Annotated in this window: 15 protein-coding genes; 3 read left to right on the top strand and 12 right to left on the bottom strand. The window is 39.4% G+C overall.

Annotation, left to right across the window (positions count from 1 at the left end; all coding sequences use genetic code 11):
• Positions 1-329: 329 nt before the first annotated feature.
• From RM368_RS14805 to fdxB, 5 genes are all read right to left on the bottom strand, one after another.
• Complete coding sequence (locus RM368_RS14805; protein WP_322694747.1) at positions 330-815, bottom strand: hypothetical protein; 486 nt, start codon at positions 813-815, stop codon at positions 330-332.
• 114 nt (positions 816-929) lie between these two features.
• Positions 930-1,529 (bottom strand): heme-copper oxidase subunit III, encoded by a 600-nt coding sequence (locus RM368_RS14800; protein ID WP_322694746.1) that lies wholly within the window; start codon positions 1,527-1,529, stop codon positions 930-932.
• 296 nt (positions 1,530-1,825) lie between these two features.
• A complete protein-coding gene (ctaD, locus tag RM368_RS14795) occupies positions 1,826-3,517 on the bottom strand; it encodes a cytochrome c oxidase subunit I (RefSeq protein ID WP_322694745.1) in 1,692 nt (563 codons plus the stop codon).
• Between the two features lie 119 nt (positions 3,518-3,636).
• Positions 3,637-4,623, bottom strand: coding sequence for a cytochrome c oxidase subunit II (locus RM368_RS14790; protein ID WP_322694744.1), 987 nt, complete (start codon positions 4,621-4,623; stop codon positions 3,637-3,639).
• Positions 4,624-5,161: 538 nt separating this feature from the next.
• Positions 5,162-5,455 (bottom strand): ferredoxin III, nif-specific, encoded by a 294-nt coding sequence (gene fdxB / locus RM368_RS14785; RefSeq protein ID WP_322694743.1) that lies wholly within the window; start codon positions 5,453-5,455, stop codon positions 5,162-5,164.
• Positions 5,456-6,511: 1,056 nt separating this feature from the next.
• Between fdxB and RM368_RS14780 the strand changes: the two genes are divergently transcribed.
• Complete coding sequence (locus RM368_RS14780) at positions 6,512-8,107, top strand: helix-turn-helix domain-containing protein (RefSeq protein ID WP_322694742.1); 1,596 nt, start codon at positions 6,512-6,514, stop codon at positions 8,105-8,107.
• A 163-nt stretch (positions 8,108-8,270) separates the two neighbouring features.
• On the opposite strand, the gene RM368_RS14775 is transcribed toward RM368_RS14780, so the two are convergent.
• Positions 8,271-9,254, bottom strand: a complete 984-nt coding sequence (locus RM368_RS14775) for a sucrase ferredoxin (protein WP_322694741.1) — start codon at positions 9,252-9,254, stop codon at positions 8,271-8,273.
• Positions 9,255-10,098: 844 nt separating this feature from the next.
• Positions 10,099-10,284: a hypothetical protein gene (locus tag RM368_RS14770; protein WP_322694740.1), complete on the bottom strand. Its 186-nt coding sequence runs from the start codon at positions 10,282-10,284 to the stop codon at positions 10,099-10,101.
• A gap of 89 nt (positions 10,285-10,373) precedes the next feature.
• Between RM368_RS14770 and RM368_RS14765 the strand changes: the two genes are divergently transcribed.
• Positions 10,374-11,126: a Mut7-C RNAse domain-containing protein gene (locus RM368_RS14765; RefSeq protein ID WP_322694783.1), complete on the top strand. Its 753-nt coding sequence runs from the start codon at positions 10,374-10,376 to the stop codon at positions 11,124-11,126.
• A gap of 4 nt (positions 11,127-11,130) precedes the next feature.
• Here RM368_RS14765 and RM368_RS14760 read toward each other — a convergent pair whose 3' ends face one another.
• Positions 11,131-11,349: a hypothetical protein gene (locus tag RM368_RS14760; RefSeq protein ID WP_322694739.1), complete on the bottom strand. Its 219-nt coding sequence runs from the start codon at positions 11,347-11,349 to the stop codon at positions 11,131-11,133.
• A gap of 98 nt (positions 11,350-11,447) precedes the next feature.
• On the opposite strand from RM368_RS14760, the gene RM368_RS14755 reads away from it, so the two are divergent.
• The gene (locus RM368_RS14755; RefSeq protein ID WP_322694738.1) at positions 11,448-12,419 is read left to right on the top strand and encodes an ROK family protein; all 972 of its coding nucleotides are present in this window, start codon (positions 11,448-11,450) and stop codon (positions 12,417-12,419) included.
• 94 nt (positions 12,420-12,513) lie between these two features.
• Here the strand turns inward: RM368_RS14755 and RM368_RS14750 are convergent, their stop codons facing one another.
• The 4 genes from RM368_RS14750 to RM368_RS14735 all read right to left on the bottom strand — a co-directional run bounded on the left by RM368_RS14750 (position 12,514) and on the right by RM368_RS14735 (position 16,494).
• A complete protein-coding gene (locus RM368_RS14750) occupies positions 12,514-13,038 on the bottom strand; it encodes a HEPN domain-containing protein (RefSeq protein WP_322694737.1) in 525 nt (174 codons plus the stop codon).
• Positions 13,039-13,044: 6 nt separating this feature from the next.
• On the bottom strand, positions 13,045-14,238 hold the full coding sequence (locus RM368_RS14745; RefSeq protein WP_322694736.1) for a DUF262 domain-containing protein: 1,194 nt from the start codon (positions 14,236-14,238) through the stop codon (positions 13,045-13,047).
• A gap of 292 nt (positions 14,239-14,530) precedes the next feature.
• Positions 14,531-15,640 (bottom strand): glutamate 5-kinase, encoded by a 1,110-nt coding sequence (gene proB, locus RM368_RS14740; RefSeq protein WP_322694735.1) that lies wholly within the window; start codon positions 15,638-15,640, stop codon positions 14,531-14,533.
• Positions 15,641-15,954: 314 nt separating this feature from the next.
• Positions 15,955-16,494 carry a YqeG family HAD IIIA-type phosphatase gene (locus RM368_RS14735; RefSeq protein ID WP_322675426.1) on the bottom strand — a complete coding sequence of 180 codons (540 nt, stop codon included), beginning with the start codon at positions 16,492-16,494 and terminating at the stop codon, positions 15,955-15,957.
• Positions 16,495-16,541: the final 47 nt, after the last annotated feature.

Here is a 16,541-nt window from a genome sequence, read left to right as displayed (position 1 = left end):
GAGACATTTGGAACATTATTGTCTCCAGGAAGTTTAGTAGGTATGGTGATCGGAGGAATGATAGAGTTGCTATTAGTAGCTGCTCCTAATAAGGAGTAAGAGGAATACGATGTGGTAGATAACCAATTGTTCATGATTGTTCACAAAAAGGGCATTGGGGAGGCAGTGCGGTCTTCTCCCAAAGGGAGAGGCTAGCGCCAAGGGGTTTTCCCAAGTAGAGCAACTGCCGTCATTGGGTATTGGGAATGGGGCAAAACAGTGCTGAGTTAGGAGTTAAGAGTTTTTCTCCCCACTCCCTACTCTTTCTTGTTGAAAATTGCATTGACTAATTAATCGTCTTCTTCTGCTGGACGTGTCAAAATATCCAGCAGAAGACCAGAACCAAAATCATGCTTTTCGTCTATCTGTTTGACTCTGGTGCTGATTTCTTTGGCTTGCTCGATTTCTCCTAACTTTGCTAGTACTAACCCAGAAGCAGCATAAGCATTTAAGTACAATCGAATTTGTGGTTCTTCTTTGCGATTGACTAGTATCGGCTGAAGTTGCTCCCAGTCATCAGGAAAATTTTCTATTTCTTTAATTTTATCTAATAATTTGACTGTTGTTTGTAATGCAAGAGAATAATTATTTTTATAATAGAAAAATCTATAAGCTGCTACCAAGACATCTGTATTTTCACCAGTTTGTGCTAAAGCTTGTTGAATATATTTTTCTGATTTTGATGTATTTTCCCAGTTTTGTGCAGCTAAAACTAATAAGTTTTTAATATCCTCTGGAACCTGGAACCATGAGAATTGGTTTGTATTGGCTTGCATAAGAAAGTCCTGGAAAGTTAGGAGTTAGGAGTTAGGAGTTAGAAGTTGTGAATTACTAGTTAGAAGTTATAAATTATTAACTCTTAACTTCTGGCCCCTCACTCCTAACTTTTGTTAAAACAAAGTGAGAATGTACACCAAGGTGAATAATACAATCCAAATAATGTCTACGAAGTGCCAGTAAATTTCTGTCATTTCGATGAAAGTATGATTGGTTGCAGAATATTCACCGGGAAGACGCGATCGCCACAATGCACGTAATATCAATAACAGTCCCACAAAAACGTGCAAACCGTGGAACCCAGTCATGATATAAAAGCAGTTGGCGAAGACGTTGGTAGTCAGTCCGTATCCTAATGTTGAATACTCATAAACCTGACCACCTAAGAAAATTGCCCCCATGATTGCAGTAATTGCGTACCACAGTTGCATTCCCTTAACGTTATTCTTTTTAATCGCCGTATCACCGAAGTGAATCACGAAACTACTAGACACCAGAATAATGGTGTTAATTGTCGGTACAAGTAGTTCTACTTCACTTCCTTCTGGAGGCCAAACGGCTGTACTGCTTCGGAAAAACAAATAAGTGGCAAAGAATCCCCCAAACATCAGGGATTCAGAGGCGAGGAACGTCAACAGTCCCCAAACTCTTAAATCTGGATGTTCTTCGTGTCCGGCACTGTGTTCTTCGCTTGTGGTTGTAGCTATAGTCATATTGTTTACCCTTAAAGGTGAAGCGTCGGGCAATTGAATTCTTCACAATCTTGATTTTCTTGTGGGATGGGTTTTCAGATGTCCAAGCCCACAAGAGTTATTTTTTAACTAAGTACAGCATTTCATTAATTCGTAGCGAATTAAATTTGGCAATACCTGACAATGTGAATGCATTGGCTTGCATTGTGAATGCATTGGCTTGCATTGTGAATGCATCGGCTTGCATTGTGAATGCATTGGCTTGCATCGGCTTGCATTTAAAACGCTACGTTTTTACTTACGTAAACAAAGCTGTACTAAGCACTAGCTTCTGGCGTTGCTGATGACTGTAATTCAGTTCTATGCTCGTGACCGTAGTCATAAGGGCCATGAGTTACAACCGGCAACACTTCCCAGTTTTCAATTGCAGGTGGTGAGCTAGTTGTCCATTCTAAAGTCAAAGCTTGCCAAGGATTATCACCAGCCAAAGGCCCTTTCAGCCAACTATAAATCATGTTGATGGTGAAAGGAATTACCGATATCGCCAAAACAAATGAACCAAAGGTACAAATTTGATTGAGGTCGATAAATTGGGGATCGTACATTGCCACTCTTCGCGGCATTCCTTTTAAACCCAATTCGTGCATGGGTAAAAAGGTCAGATTAGTGCCGATGAAGGTCAGGGCAAAGTGAATGCGTGCCAAGTTTTCATTCAACATTCGTCCGGTCATTTTGGGGAACCAGTGATAAATACCGGCGTAGATGCCAAACACGGAACCGCCAAACAGAACGTAATGGAAATGTCCGACTACATAATATGTGTCGTGGACGTGAACATCAAAAGGGGCTGTTCCCATCGTCACACCACTTAAGCCGCCCATCACAAACATGGACAACAAGCCAATGGCGAAAAGCATCGCACCTGTGAAGCGGATTTTACCACCCCAAAGGGTAGCAACCCAGGCAAAAATCTTCACGCCAGTGGGAACTGCAACGATAAGAGTGGAGATAGTGAAGAACATCCGCATCCAACCGGGTGTGCCACTGGTGAACATGTGGTGTACCCAGACGAACAAACCAACAACGCAGATGGCTACGCTAGAATAAGCGATCGCTTTATAACCAAAGATTGGCTTGCGCGAGTGAACTGGAATTACCTCGGACATGATGCCGAAGATGGGCAGAATCATTAAATATACTGCCGGGTGAGAATAAAACCAGAACAAGTGTTGATAAATTACAACGTTACCACCTGCATCTGGTTTAAAGAAGGAGGTGCCAAAGTTGAGGTCAAACAACAGCAGCACTAAACCGGCTGCTAATACAGGTGTGGAGAGAAGTGCTAACAGGGAGGTTGCCAAGATTGCCCAGCAAAATAGGGGGACTTGCACCCATTTCATGCTCGGAACCTTCATCATCAAAATGGTGATTACAAAGTTCAGCGAACCCAAAATTGAGGAAGTTCCCACCAAAACGATCGCTAATATCCACATACTTTGAGCGATTGGTGCTGTCACTAAGCTCAAAGGTGGGTAAGCTGTCCAACCAGATTGGGAACCGCCGAAAATGAAACTACCTAAAATCAGCGCACCTGCTGGTGGATTTAACCAAAAGGCGATCGCGTTCAGCTTCGGAAACGCCATATCCCTGGCACCAACCATCAACGGCACTAAATAGTTACCAAATCCCCCAATGGCGCTAGGGACAATCCACAGGAAGATCATGATCGTCCCGTGATTGGTCATGAAAGCGTTATACAGATTGGGGTCGAGGAAGTCTGCATCTGGTGTTGCTAATTCCACACGGAGAGCAACAGCCATCAGCCCACCGATTAGATAAAACACAAACGCTGTCACCAGGTATTGGATACCAATAACCTTGTGGTCAACATTAAATGTAAAATAGTCTTGCCATTTCCACGCCTTCGGATGAGAGGTGTGGGAAATCACCAGAGTTTCCGGTTTATTTTCTTCTGGTGGAGTATTCCGCGGAAATTCTACCTGCGTCATATTTTTATCCTTTGTCGTTTGTCATTTGTCTTCTGTCTTTTGTCCGTTGTCTTTTGTCCGTTGTCATTTGTCAGTTACCAATAACTAATGACCAATGACTAATGACCAATGACCAATGACTAATGACTAATGACCAATGACTCTAGAGTTGCTGCACTAATTCCCATATCATGGGTGTGGGGCGCGAGAAACTCTGATGTTGATAAGTCGGCTGGATTAATTGCAACGACTTGATTTGGGTTTTGCTGTTGAGCAATTTGGTTTTCTGTCCGCCAGCTATCATATTCTTCTGGCGTGTGGACAATTACCTGTGTCCGCATTGAACCGTGATAACCACCGCACAACTCAGCACAAACTACAGGATATGTACCTGGTTTGGTGGCGACAAATCGCAGTTCGGTAGGGATACCGGGAAGTGCATCTTGTTTCAAGCGGAAGTTTGGCACCCAGAATGAATGAATTACATCTTGTGCTGAAAGGTTGAGTTGCACATCAGCACCAACGGGTATGTGTAATTCCCCAGAGGTAATGCCACTATCAGGGTAGCTAAATAACCAGGCGTATTGTATGCCTTTGACATCAACAACTAAATCGGCTGGTTTGTTTAGAGTTTGAGGAGACGCGCCAATACCGATTGTTGGGGCTATTGCTGGGGCTGTTGTTGCTTCAGTATCGCTTAATGTAGCTGCCAAAGCACTCCCCGGTATATGCGCAACATGAGCAGCTGAATGAGGATGACCAGCAGGCTCAAAGCCGCCCATTCGGTTAAAAACATCTACGCTGTAGATGCCCAAACCGAGGACAATCACTGTGGGAATTGCTGTCCAAAAGATTTCTAAGGGAACGTTGCCTTCGATTGGCAAACCATCGGTATCATCACCGCGACGGCGACGAAACTTAACCAAAAAAACTATAATTGTTCCTTCTACCACCAAGAAGAGTGCGATCGCAATGGTAAACATGACGTTGAAAAAACCGTCTACCAAAGGCGCTTGTAACGATGCCTGCACTGGCATGAGAGTGTGGTTGTGACCGATCCAAATACTGATTGCTGTAACTACTATCCCAGCAACCAGAGTCCATAGTGAAACAGGAACTTGTTGCATACATGCTACCTGTGTAAACAGTCTTTTATTGGTACTGGGTATTGGGTACTGGGGAAGGTGGGGCCCCCTCTGGGGATAAGGGGTAATGGGGATTAGGTATTAGGTATTAGAAAAACTATTCTTTGTCTTCCTAGTCCCTATTCCCCAGTCCCAATTCCCTTTTCCCTTTTCACTTATTAACTTTCTAACGTGTAGCCATAAAAAATGGGGGAAACTTCCAGATTTTTTCCATATCTTTCCCCCAAAAAATGACAAATTATAGTTGAACTCATACCACAAAGTTAGCCCCCTGCTTTCAGACAAGCTAATTGTTCTAAAAGGGCACTGTTAGACCTAATATTGATTAGGCTATATTAACAGCAAGTTTAAATTTGTTAATAGCTAACATTTTGCGATTTACGATTTGTTTACCGTGAACTTTTTATTAGTTCCAGTAAATATTTAGTATTCCCCTCAAGTTACCTTGCCTAGCGGATTTGCGCTTTATTCAAACAGTGCCTCTTGCAACGAACAACAATTTTGACTAACTCCAAAAACCTTAATTATTTAAAGCAACGTGTGTGTAGCAGTTCTTTGGACAAATCCGCGAACAAGCTTCACAACCAATACAGTTGTCTGGAGAAGTAACTGCCATTACTTTCCGTTCAATTTCTTCATCATCTTCATCTTCCACAAATTCGCCTTCTTCATTGAGTGCCTTCAAACCAAGCACATTGTATCCGCATACCTTAATGCATCTGCCACAGCCGATACATTTGTCCTTGTCGATTTCCTGAGCAAATTTTGGTGTCCATGCCTTACCGCCAAATGTCAAACCTGTTAGTTGTGCCATGAATAAATCCTCAGCAATTTTGCCTGTTAATCTGTTTGTGCATTAATCATCATATTATCCTAATCTTTTATTGTTTTATATTCAAAGTTTACTTTTATCACATTAACTTTCGATGACTCTGAACACAATGAATAATTGTTTTTTATATCAATTTATAAATAAAAGTTATTGCAAATAATTCTTATGAATATTTAGTATTCTTCGTTTACATGCTCTACATGGAAATGCATTGTCTGACTAGAGGCAGCAAGCAGCCCACGATCGGCAATTTCCATACCGAGGATAAGTAAAAAGTTGAGGATTTGAAACCTATACAGATAAGTAAAGCCTCATGTATATGTGATTTATACCTGCCGATTTAACTTTTATTTACAGCAAATGCGATTGTAGCTCTAAGAATAATGATATTTTTTTTCAAATATTTATAGGCTTGGGCAAATAAATTTATATAAACAGTATACAGCTATACCAAAATAAATGTTCATTATTGACATTTTGATATATGCAATATGTATTTTAGAAAGCAACAATTTTCAATTTTATTTGATTTAAATATTTAAATAAATGATGACAAAAGGAATATTTTCATTTCATCTGAATACACAAAAATAATTTATAAAGGAACTGTAAAGTTGATGGCAGAATCCGATCGTGCTTTAAATATTAAAATTATTAACAAATCAGAGGAAGCTCAAGTATAGGAGGCTCAAAGATTGAAGAAAAATATTTTGTGTAAGATTTTATCGTCAAAACTAAAATGTTCATCAAGTACTAAATTAAATAAATGTAAAGATTTTTTCTAAGCTCAATCCGAACAAATTAATCATTTTGCTCATGAAATGTATAGTTAATAAGAAGTTTTATAAGGCTATTTTTTAAATCTTAAATAGCTTGCATTTGAATATGAATTTAACAAGTGGATGTGGGAATTGAATGTGGTGAGAAAAGATTATTCTCACTAGAAATATCGTGTGGTAGCGAGTCATGAATAAACAGGACTCATCCAGGGGAGACCTGAGCCAGACATCTCAACGATTAGAGTGGGAAAAGAGCCAAATGCCTTATACAATTCCTAACAACAGTTGCGTTGGATGTGACAACTGCCGCCCCCAATGTCCTACGGGTGCAATCAGAATAGAAGACAATGAATACTGGGTCGATCCTGGTCTTTGTAATAATTGTGAGGGCTATTATTCAGAACCCCAATGTGTAATAGCTTGTCCAACTAATTCTCCGATTCCTTGGCAGGCGAAAAAGGGAAGATGCAAAGTTGAACCAAGAGATGCTAGCAGCTTAGACTTATTTTCTAATGGCAAGAATAATCCATTTGCTTCAGCGATCGCAATTTGGGAAGCTTGTAATGTATTAGCGCAGCGTACATCCCTACACTGGGAAATTGATGAAGAAGGGTACATCAGTTATAGCCGACAAGTTAACCAAGGCCGAGGTGCGATCGCTTTTCATATCCAAGATCCCTTGAAAGTGAACGACAAAGCCACAGATATCGCAGCAATTGAGGGGCTTGACATCAGAGCCGCTTGCATACATCTAATTTTTGCAGCTTATGCTACAGCTTTAGAGCAACCTTGGGAGCAAGAATTTGCGATCGATGAGCGACAAATTGAGAAATATTTGGGGATGGAGAAACGCAAAGACTTAAGCAAAGCTGCCAAGCTAGCTTTAATGAAAAATATCGTTCAACAAGCTTGCTCCCTGATTATCTCCATTGACTGGCCACAACAAGGCCGAATTAACGGATTCTCTCTTGTCGGTAGCCGTTTATGGCACTTAGTAGATATTCAGCACCACTTCCAAGAAGACAATCTCGGATGCAAATATCTGATTGGACTAACTTTTAAAGTCAAAGCAGGCTTATGGGCGCAATATTTCTTAAACAAACAAGCGTGTAAAGAACGAACTGCATTCTATCAATACGGCAGTCTCCCTAAAACGCTGCTAACCACAGTTATGAGTATTTGGCAGCAACATGAAGGCGCAGTTCGACTAATGCTGTGGTTGCTGTTTAAAACCAAAATGGGTAAAGAACAACGCATCACCATTCCTACCCTGCTGCGTATTGCTTACGGTGAGGAAAAAGTCGCCCTTGCATCCAGACAACGGGAAGAACGTAAACGTCTGCTGCGAACCTTTGAAAGCGATTTAGAAATTCTCAATCACTATGGAATGAAACCACTTTTCGATCCAGTTACTTACCCACCAGAAATTCAACCTTTGTGGGCGAAATTAATCGATATTCCCGAAGATCCAGATGAAGCATTAGAATTTTGGACTAATGACGGTGGTGCTGAAACTCGCCTCACAGACACAGGCCCCCGTGGTAAATGGAATCTGCTAATGAATGCGCGGATTTTGGCTTTTGAACTCCCGCCAGAATGGGAACAGCAAATCTCAGAATCGGAAAAAAAGAAAACAAGAACTGCTAAAGCCAAAAAGAAACCCAAAGCTACAAACGATTTGCTAGGCGAACAGATTTTGCAAGCGCGAAAAAACTTGAATCTCTCCCAAAGAGAATTGGCAAAACTCACAGGTAAAAGCCAAAGCTGGATTCGAGATATCGAGAATGGTCGTTTAAAAGCCAAATTAGAAGACCAAGTACTGTTACGAAAAGTTTTAAATATGCCTTCATCTTGATTTGGAATTTAAATGCAGAAGGACGCAAAGATTTTATTACGAATTTGTGTAGCGTTATACTAAATACAGTATTTAATTAATTTGTAGCAAACTAAATTTAGTAATACTCTGCGTTCCTCTGCGCTTCCCTTGGCGTTCCTCTGCGTTTAAAAACTATCTCTCTTTACTTCTGTGTACTATAACTCATTACCTTACTAGAGGTAATCCAAAAACTACCAACAGCATATTTAGTAACTACTAACTCTCGTGTCGCATTGCATGAACTTTTCAGTTGTTGAGTCTTCGTTTCATCTTTCACAAGTTTAGCCTGGTAAGTATAGAGAGAACCACAAGGTTGTTCAACACTAATTTCAGCTAAAATAGTATTATTATCTAAACTTTGCTCTAGAATTTTACCTGCAACTTTGTAATTAAACCAATCCCATCCTTTATAGAGAATTAGCTCTCTTTCCAAAACTTGAAGTGCAGCAGGCAGAATTCCCCAGCCTCGATAGACTTGATGTAAGCATTGAATATCACCAGTACGAGTCAAAATCGATCTAAATGAATCTCGATCGAGACGACCATAGTATCTTCCTTCTGGCAAGTCTATAACTGTTGGTGCAAACCGATGTCCACCAAAGTGCGATGATTTCCAAATTCGCACATTCTCTAAGCACAAATCAGCATTACTAGCTGTTATTTGGAAATAAAAAGGAGCGCCATATCTCGCACAACACTTATCATGGCTGCCGTGGGTACAAACTAAAATATCTCTAGTTTTACTAGTTTCTACTTCCAAATTAGAATCGATACCCCATATCCATTTTTGGACAACTCCTGCTACTTGCTCAATATTTGCTAGCTGAAACTCCTGTTTCTGGTATCCATTACTTAGCCCCTCTTGTTTTTGATAAATCAAAAGCGTAGTGTGATTTACTTTGTGTGATAAATCATTAGCAATTAAGAGAAATCTAATCGGCAGTTTTGCACGCTTCACTTCTTCTACCAAAATCCTCAAATTCTGAGGCACCCACTTGGAGTTCAAGGCTTCTGATGTCCAAGGTAAAGGACACTCAACTAAAATATAAGTTTGATAATTGGTGGCACTACCAATAACATCTTCTCCTACTTGCCGCGAATCATCAGAACAAAAAAAAGTATTCATCTGGCTGTACTCATTAGCATATTTTATGGACAAAAGGTATTACAAAATACAATTGTGTTCTTAGCTACAATATCCTTGATTCAAGGAGATAAAAAAGAACAATATTCATTTCCCAGTTAAAACTAGGTAGCCACTTTATAACATCATTATCGATTGAGGTCTTCCTGGTTAATAAATTCTCCACAATAAAGATAAATAGTGTCAAGAGATATTTTTCCGTATGAGTGGCGTTAATTTTGTATCTAGTTTTATTGTTATTTGGTATTTAATAAATTTTCATTACCGGAAACTCAGTTTTTCTGAATTTGGTCTCTTTGGCAAAATCAAATATATTAAACCTGGTACATATAAACCTGGTACATAGACGCAAAGCGACTAGGAGAGTTACCGACGATTAACTTGCTTACAATATTGATGTAGCTGATACTACAATCAAAAATGTTCCTAGCAGCAACCTAGTTGTTTAAAGTTTTGCTGAAATTATCTACATAGCTAATTACATATCCTGTTTTTACATATAAAGATATAATTCTATACCGCTCATCTGGAAAATGTATTCCTAAAGGGAGATGCGGAAACATTTAATAAACAGCGATCGCTTTGATAAGCCAATACTGTTTTAAGAGTTCTTCCACATTATCTGCTTTCAATTTATCTCTCGAATTCTCCATATTGCAAATAATTCTCAATAGGTTGAGAAAATAAAAAAAGTCAAATTAGGGGTAAATGCTTTACTTCCCCATACTCCATCTGCGATAAGTTAATAATTAAAAGTAGTGACTAATTATTAGCAGTGTCACTGACATTAACATTAACAAATTTGGTATTTAGCGTTTTACCTAATCTAACTTCCCGAAGATAGTGTCAGGGTTTGATGATAGGCATCTGCTTTGACTGTAACTGAAGTCAATAATAAATGCAAGTTTTTAAGAATTTTTATGATTTCTTTATAGTTTGTTGCCTCTAGGACATTGCTTAAATCAAGGTGAACAGGTATTTCATAGTCAGGATAGCCCACTACAACAGGCATTGAGAGTTTCAATATAATAGATAAAGTTTTGCAATTGTGACAAATTGTTGCTAGTAAAGGCGTACTTACTAGTTCAAATATCTCTAGCTATGGCGATCGCATATTTCTACTTTCATGCAGAATTGAATCATTTTTTACCACGGCATCACAAACAGGTAAGAATCTCTCATGTGTTTGAGGAAAAAGCCTCTATTAAAGACATGATTGAGTCGTTGGGTGTCCCTCATCCAGAGGTGGATTCTATAAATGTTAATGGTGAATATGTAAATTTTTCTTACATAGTTTCTGATGGAGACATTATCAATGTTTATCCAATTTCAACTAGGAATGTTATTATACCAAGCGTTTCTGTTCTGCCAAAACCACTCAGTATTATCCGCTTTGTTGTAGATATTCATTTGGGGAAGCTGGCGACATCTTTACGACTTTTAGGTTTTGATACTTTATATCGCAATGACTACGAGGACGAGAAATTAGCCCAAATATCCTATACTCAAGCGCGGATTCTCTTGACTCGTGATAAAGGTCTATTGATGCGTAGTTTGGTAACGTATGGGTATTATGTGAGAAACACTAACCCTGAACAACAAATCCTAGAAGTACTGCAACGCTTCGACTTGTTTAAATTAATCTCACCATTTAAACGGTGTTTGCGTTGCAATGGATTATTAGAAACTGTAGATAAGCAATCCATTATTGAACAAGTGCCAGAAAAGGTGCGATCGCAGATCGATCAATTCCAGCGTTGCCAAGACTGCGATCGCATTTATTGGAAAGGTTCACATTATGAACGATTACAACAGTTTATTGATGGAGTACTCAACTCACAAATAAATAAGTAACTATTTATCCAGCTGAAATATTTCCACTGATTATTTGACTACCCCCGATTCTGGGATCTTCATCTTCGCGATTCAAATCATCAGGAGTGGGATTTTGCTTACTCTCTCCGCTAACTTCTTCTGGTTCAATGGGATCTGCCTCTTGAGTATTAACATCAAGAGAGCTAGGAGGTTCTTTGGCCTGAGAGAAATCGATAAGTGGATCGGGTTGATCGGAAGTCATAATTTACTAAATTAGTATGCCATTTTCTTTAGTGTTGAATTTATTTTGCTTGCAAACATCTTTCTTGAGAAAGAAACCACTTATAGGTATAAAAAACTATGACATTAATTTTAGCTCTCGATTTTGGCGGAACTAAGCTGGCAGCAGCAACAGTCAATATCGGTTCGAGAAAGTGGTTGCGTTACGAACGTCGTCTATCGCCAGTAGGTGCAGATGCTAGCACTGACTTGGAAATTATGCGATCGCTCATTTACTCTCTGCTGCAAGACACAAAACCTGCTGCGATCGGTATTAGCTTTGGCGGCCCGGTTGATGCTTCCACTGGGACGGTGCGACTATCTCATCATGTGGCTGGATGGGAAAATATTCCTCTTAAAGCCTTGTTGGAGGAGGAATTTGGCGTTGCTGTTGGTGTAGATAATGACGCTAACGTTGCGGCTTTGGGCGAACACCGTTTTGGTGCGGGACAGGGATACGATAGCCTGTTTTACATTACTGTCAGCACTGGCGTGGGTGGTGGTTGGATACTCAACGGCCAGCCTTGGCGGGGTGCTGGTGGGATGGCTGGCGAAATTGGACATATCGTTGTCGATCCGGCTGGGCCAGTTTGTTTGTGTGGGAAGCGGGGATGTGTCGAACGTTTGGCTTCGGGGCCTTATATGGCGCAAAATGCTAAGGAAATTTTGGAAAAGGAACCGCAGAGGCGCAAAGGACTCAGAGATGGAGAGATTTTGAGGGGTTTGGTGGGGGATAATTTAACGTTGCTGACGGGACAGTTGGTAAGTGAGGCGGCGGCGGCTGGAGATGGTTTGGCGAAGCAAGTTTTACACAAAGCTGCTTGGGCGTTGGGTGTGGGTATTGGGAATGTGGCGAATTTGATGAATCCCCAACGCTTTGTGTTGGGAGGCGGGGTGACGAAAGCGGGGGAGGATTTTTGGCGGGTAGTGCGTCAGGTGGCGCGGGAGACGGCTTTGCCGGAAGTTGATTTTGAAATTGTGCCGGCGGTTCTAGGGGATGATGCACCGTTGTGGGGAGCTGTGAGATTGGCTGAAATCAGAATGGCTGAATAAAGTAGATCATAAAAATCACTGAATCACTACTGTAAAAAACTTTTAACCTGGATATTTATACTTCCTTGATCCAAAATAAATGCGTTGACAAAATTTAGGAATTATCGAAATTATCAGATAGCCATTGCACAAATATCATAGCCTCTTGATATAAGCCATATACTTCTTGGGCAGTCTTATCAATTGTATAGTTTGCAAAGTTCTGATGAACTAGACAATTCCTTATATTGCCTAACTCTAAAAAAGCTTTTATCGCGACATCCAATCTAGGCTCTTTTTTTATTTTTTGTAATAATTTATTTTTAAAATCATCACCAAATAATCCAAAAAATTTATTTGCATTCTTGGCATCCCATTCAAAGTAAGTATGATATTGCCTTTCAATTACTTTCCGTTTAACTAAAGAAGTTATACACTTATCATTACTAGTCTTACGCTCAACAAAAGCCTGAACGATTTTACAAATTTCTTCCTCAAAAAAGCTTGCTGATGACAACAAAAGGGATTTTTTAAAAGTTACATCGAACTGACTAGCAAAAGATATTTCTTTTTGTTGGTTCAGATATTCGAGTAATTCTAAGTTATCTTTATATATGCGATCAACAATAGTGTCTCCCATTTTACCTTAAGATAGTGTTTGCTCACACAAAATACTCATTGCCCTTTCAAGCCTTTTTTTTACGTTTTCTTTACTTGTTGTCTGAGATTGAATAGCTGTTATAAATTCTGTATCATTTTTTAGCGATTCAAGCTTTTCAGGATTTATCTTTCTTTCTACTAAGCGTTGTTCTTTAAATGCACTGCTGCATTGAGCAAAAAACACAGCCTCAAACATAGATATATTAAATTTCTTCGTTGTCTTTAAATAAAAAGCTTTTTCAGGTAAATTTGAACAGGTTAGTAAGAAAGAGTTGAATAAAACTTCAAGATAATTTATTTGTTCTTTACTCAATTTCTTACATTTCCTGGAAAAGTCATTAAGAAACTTAACCATTGAAGATTGATATCCTTCCCATTCCATCAATATTGCAAATCCTCTCAATAGGGTTTCAATATCTTTCATATTCAAGTCTGGTTCATTCACACCAATGATTTTACGCCACTCTGGAAGAGTATTCAGTTTGTAGAGCATTGTGTAAAAGTCTGAATAGTAAAGACTCATTCGTATTTCTTGAGGCTTTAAATTGACACCGCCAGAATTAAGTCTATTAAATATTTCATATATACATGAATCATCATTTTCAGGAAAGTTTTGCTTAATAAAAACATTTCTAATGGTTCTTAAATCAAATGCAAATTTATATTCAGCAAGTGTAGAATAATTGAGTTTGTTTAATTTATTTGGTTGTAGAGGTGTGTTTACAGGTAACTGTAGATTGAAGTTCGTAAAATATTCATCATCATTAAGAACGTTGTCAGGTATTTTACCATTTTGTTCAAAAACTCTCCTCAGAAAATTTCTTTTATCTTTTTTAGGAAATCTTTGCTTTATAAAATAAAAAATGGACATCAAGCGTTGCTGTCCATCTATCACAAGAAAACTATTTCTTGACTCTTCATACAGGAATATTTGTGGAATAGGTAAACCAATAATAATAGATTCAATTAATTTTGAAGCTCGTTTAATATCCCATACATAGTTACGCTGAAAAGCCGGGATCTTAATTGCACCAGATTCCATAAAGTCATACATTGTTCGAGTATTAAAATCATTAGGAGATGTTGTTATCTCATACTCATTTATCGTGTATGATTCCTCTTCTGGGGAGTCATCATAAGATTCAAACCAATTTAACGTAACTTCAGAATTATCCTGCATCTGCTACTGAAATGAATCGGGTTAATTAAATTAACTTTATATAGCGTTTCCTAAGCAATTTAAGTACACATAAATCTTTTTTAGCAAGGTTAGTAGCTTTTAAAACATACCTTACTAGATCAGAAACCGCTATAAAGTTACTAGCTTACACAAGTAGGCTAAGTATATATAGCTTCAAACTTTTGTCTAAAAGCATATAAAGTTGTTGACATAAATTATAGTATACACTTATCTTCAGTGTAAATAACCATGTCAGTTTCAATTTTTGCTTTAATTTATTCTCTTGACTTTACTAAGTCAACACCAAATTATCCCGATGAATTACGGTTTCTGCACCGGCATAACCTAAAATTGTGAAAATTTCTCGTGAATGACGCCCAGAAATCTTTTGCAATTCATCGCTGTTGTAATTCACAAGTCCTCTAGCAATTTCGTTACCATTGCTGTCACACAATTGCACAGCATCCTGTGTGCGAAACTCTCCTTCTACTAGCTTAATTCCAGCCGCTAATAACGATTTTCCCCCTAAAGAAATTGCCGCGATCGCACCTTCATCTAAATACAATTTACCCGCAGGTACAAGTCCGTAAGCTATCCAACGTTTACGCGCCGAAGTTGGTTCGGGTTGCGGCTCAAAATGCGTCCCAATAAGTTCTCCTTGAATAATTTTTTCGATATTCCGGGGAAATCGCCCTTGGGTAATTACGGTACGCACTCCCGCAGCAATGGCAATTCTCGCAGCCGAAATCTTTGTCACCATACCGCCAGTACCCCACTGAGAACCTTGGGAACCTGTTTGTATTTGTAATTGAGTTAATTCCTTAATGCTACTCACTAACGCGATCGGCCGCGCATCTGGCACGGAACGGGGATCGGCTGAGTATAGCCGATCGACATCAGTGAGCAAAAATAGCCAATCTGCTTCTACTAAGCTGGCAACTAATGCCGAAAGGGTGTCATTATCACCAAATTTTAGTTCGTCTATGACTACGGTATCATTTTCATTGACTACAGGGATAACTCCCAGTCCTAATAGTTCCTGAAAAGTATTGTAGGCGTTGAGATAGCGGCTGCGCTGCACCAAGTCACTGCGTGTCAGTAATACTTGAGCGATCGCCTGTTGCAAGGTAGTAAATAAATCATCATATATCCGAATTAATCTGCCTTGTCCAACTGCTGCTACAGCCTGTTTGAGTGCGATCGCTTTCGGACGTTCAGTTAAACCCAATCGCGCACAACCCACGCCGACAGCGCCAGAAGAAACCAAAATCACCCGATGTCCTTGGCGTCTTAAATGGCAGAGTGTTTCCGCCAAAGTAGCGATGGTAGAAAGTGCTAATTGTCCCGTTTCTGGTTGAGTTAGGCTGGAGGTGCCGATTTTGACAACAATTGTTTTAGCCATTGGTCATTAGTCATTAATCATTGGTTATTAGTCATTGGTCATTAGTCATTGGTCATTAGTAACTGACGAATGACATAGACGCTTCTGCGGCTTCCCGCAGGGTAGGACAAATGACAAAGGACAAATGACTAAAACAATTGTAAAGCGCCAATCCCTCTATAGTGAAGGTTGACGCTTTACGGAAGTATATTTACTTAGTATGAGTTAGGGTCTTTTTTGGCTGACCCCATGTTATTAATACTTATGATCCCCGATTTTTTGCTTCCAGTAAGATTCCTTAAGCATTTCTTTAGATTTACTTTCCTGACGATTTTTCAACTTTTGTGAATCTTCTTTTTCTTGGGTGTAATAGAGGCTCCCAGAATTTCAGATATCCAAACTTCAAAGTTGCGGACGGGATGAGAGCGCAAAGCCGCATCGGCATGAACAATCGGTTCCACTAGAATGGTAAACATTCCCAGACGATTACCTGCTAAAACATCGGTAAATAAGCGATCGCCTACCATCCCCACTTGATGCACTGGTAGATCCATTCCCCTTAATGCGGCTCTAATTTTTCGTCGGGAAGGCTTGGCTGCACCTAAGTAGTAAGGTAAATTGAGCGATCGCGCAATTCCACCAATTCGCGCTTCACTGAGGTTATTACTCACCAAGCACAGTGCAGTACAGGTACGGATTTGTTCTACCCACTCTTGTAGTTCTGGGGAAGCTATCCCGACTGTAAAGGGTACTAAAGTTTCATCTACATCCAATACCAGCCCTTTAAGCCCGTATTTTTGGATAATATCTGGTGTTAGGTTCAATACTGAACCCTCTAAAATCAAATCAGGCTGTAAAAGATTGTTCCAGAACATAGTCAACAGTCAAATGTAGATAGCTAAGACAAATGAGCATAACCCAA

This window comes from Nostoc sp. DedSLP03 (assembly GCF_034530815.1).
Lineage (GTDB): Bacteria > Cyanobacteriota > Cyanobacteriia > Cyanobacteriales > Nostocaceae > Nostoc.
This window is presented reverse-complemented; position numbering and strand designations above follow the sequence as displayed.

What these genes read in the sequence shown, in the direction of transcription:
- RM368_RS14805 (WP_322694747.1), bottom strand. Translation starts at nt 815, where the DNA reads ATGCAAGCCAATACAAACCAATTCTCATGGTTCCAGGTTCCAGAGGAT.
- RM368_RS14800 (WP_322694746.1), bottom strand. Translation starts at nt 1,529, where the DNA reads ATGACTATAGCTACAACCACAAGCGAAGAACACAGTGCCGGACACGAA.
- ctaD (WP_322694745.1), bottom strand. Translation starts at nt 3,517, where the DNA reads ATGACGCAGGTAGAATTTCCGCGGAATACTCCACCAGAAGAAAATAAA.
- RM368_RS14790 (WP_322694744.1), bottom strand. Translation starts at nt 4,623, where the DNA reads ATGCAACAAGTTCCTGTTTCACTATGGACTCTGGTTGCTGGGATAGTA.
- fdxB (WP_322694743.1), bottom strand. Translation starts at nt 5,455, where the DNA reads ATGGCACAACTAACAGGTTTGACATTTGGCGGTAAGGCATGGACACCA.
- RM368_RS14780 (WP_322694742.1), top strand. Translation starts at nt 6,512, where the DNA reads ATGCCTTATACAATTCCTAACAACAGTTGCGTTGGATGTGACAACTGC.
- RM368_RS14775 (WP_322694741.1), bottom strand. Translation starts at nt 9,254, where the DNA reads ATGAATACTTTTTTTTGTTCTGATGATTCGCGGCAAGTAGGAGAAGAT.
- RM368_RS14770 (WP_322694740.1), bottom strand. Translation starts at nt 10,284, where the DNA reads ATGCCTGTTGTAGTGGGCTATCCTGACTATGAAATACCTGTTCACCTT.
- RM368_RS14765 (WP_322694783.1), top strand. Translation starts at nt 10,374, where the DNA reads ATGGCGATCGCATATTTCTACTTTCATGCAGAATTGAATCATTTTTTA.
- RM368_RS14760 (WP_322694739.1), bottom strand. Translation starts at nt 11,349, where the DNA reads ATGACTTCCGATCAACCCGATCCACTTATCGATTTCTCTCAGGCCAAA.
- RM368_RS14755 (WP_322694738.1), top strand. Translation starts at nt 11,448, where the DNA reads ATGACATTAATTTTAGCTCTCGATTTTGGCGGAACTAAGCTGGCAGCA.
- RM368_RS14750 (WP_322694737.1), bottom strand. Translation starts at nt 13,038, where the DNA reads ATGGGAGACACTATTGTTGATCGCATATATAAAGATAACTTAGAATTA.
- RM368_RS14745 (WP_322694736.1), bottom strand. Translation starts at nt 14,238, where the DNA reads ATGCAGGATAATTCTGAAGTTACGTTAAATTGGTTTGAATCTTATGAT.
- proB (WP_322694735.1), bottom strand. Translation starts at nt 15,640, where the DNA reads ATGGCTAAAACAATTGTTGTCAAAATCGGCACCTCCAGCCTAACTCAA.
- RM368_RS14735 (WP_322675426.1), bottom strand. Translation starts at nt 16,494, where the DNA reads ATGTTCTGGAACAATCTTTTACAGCCTGATTTGATTTTAGAGGGTTCA.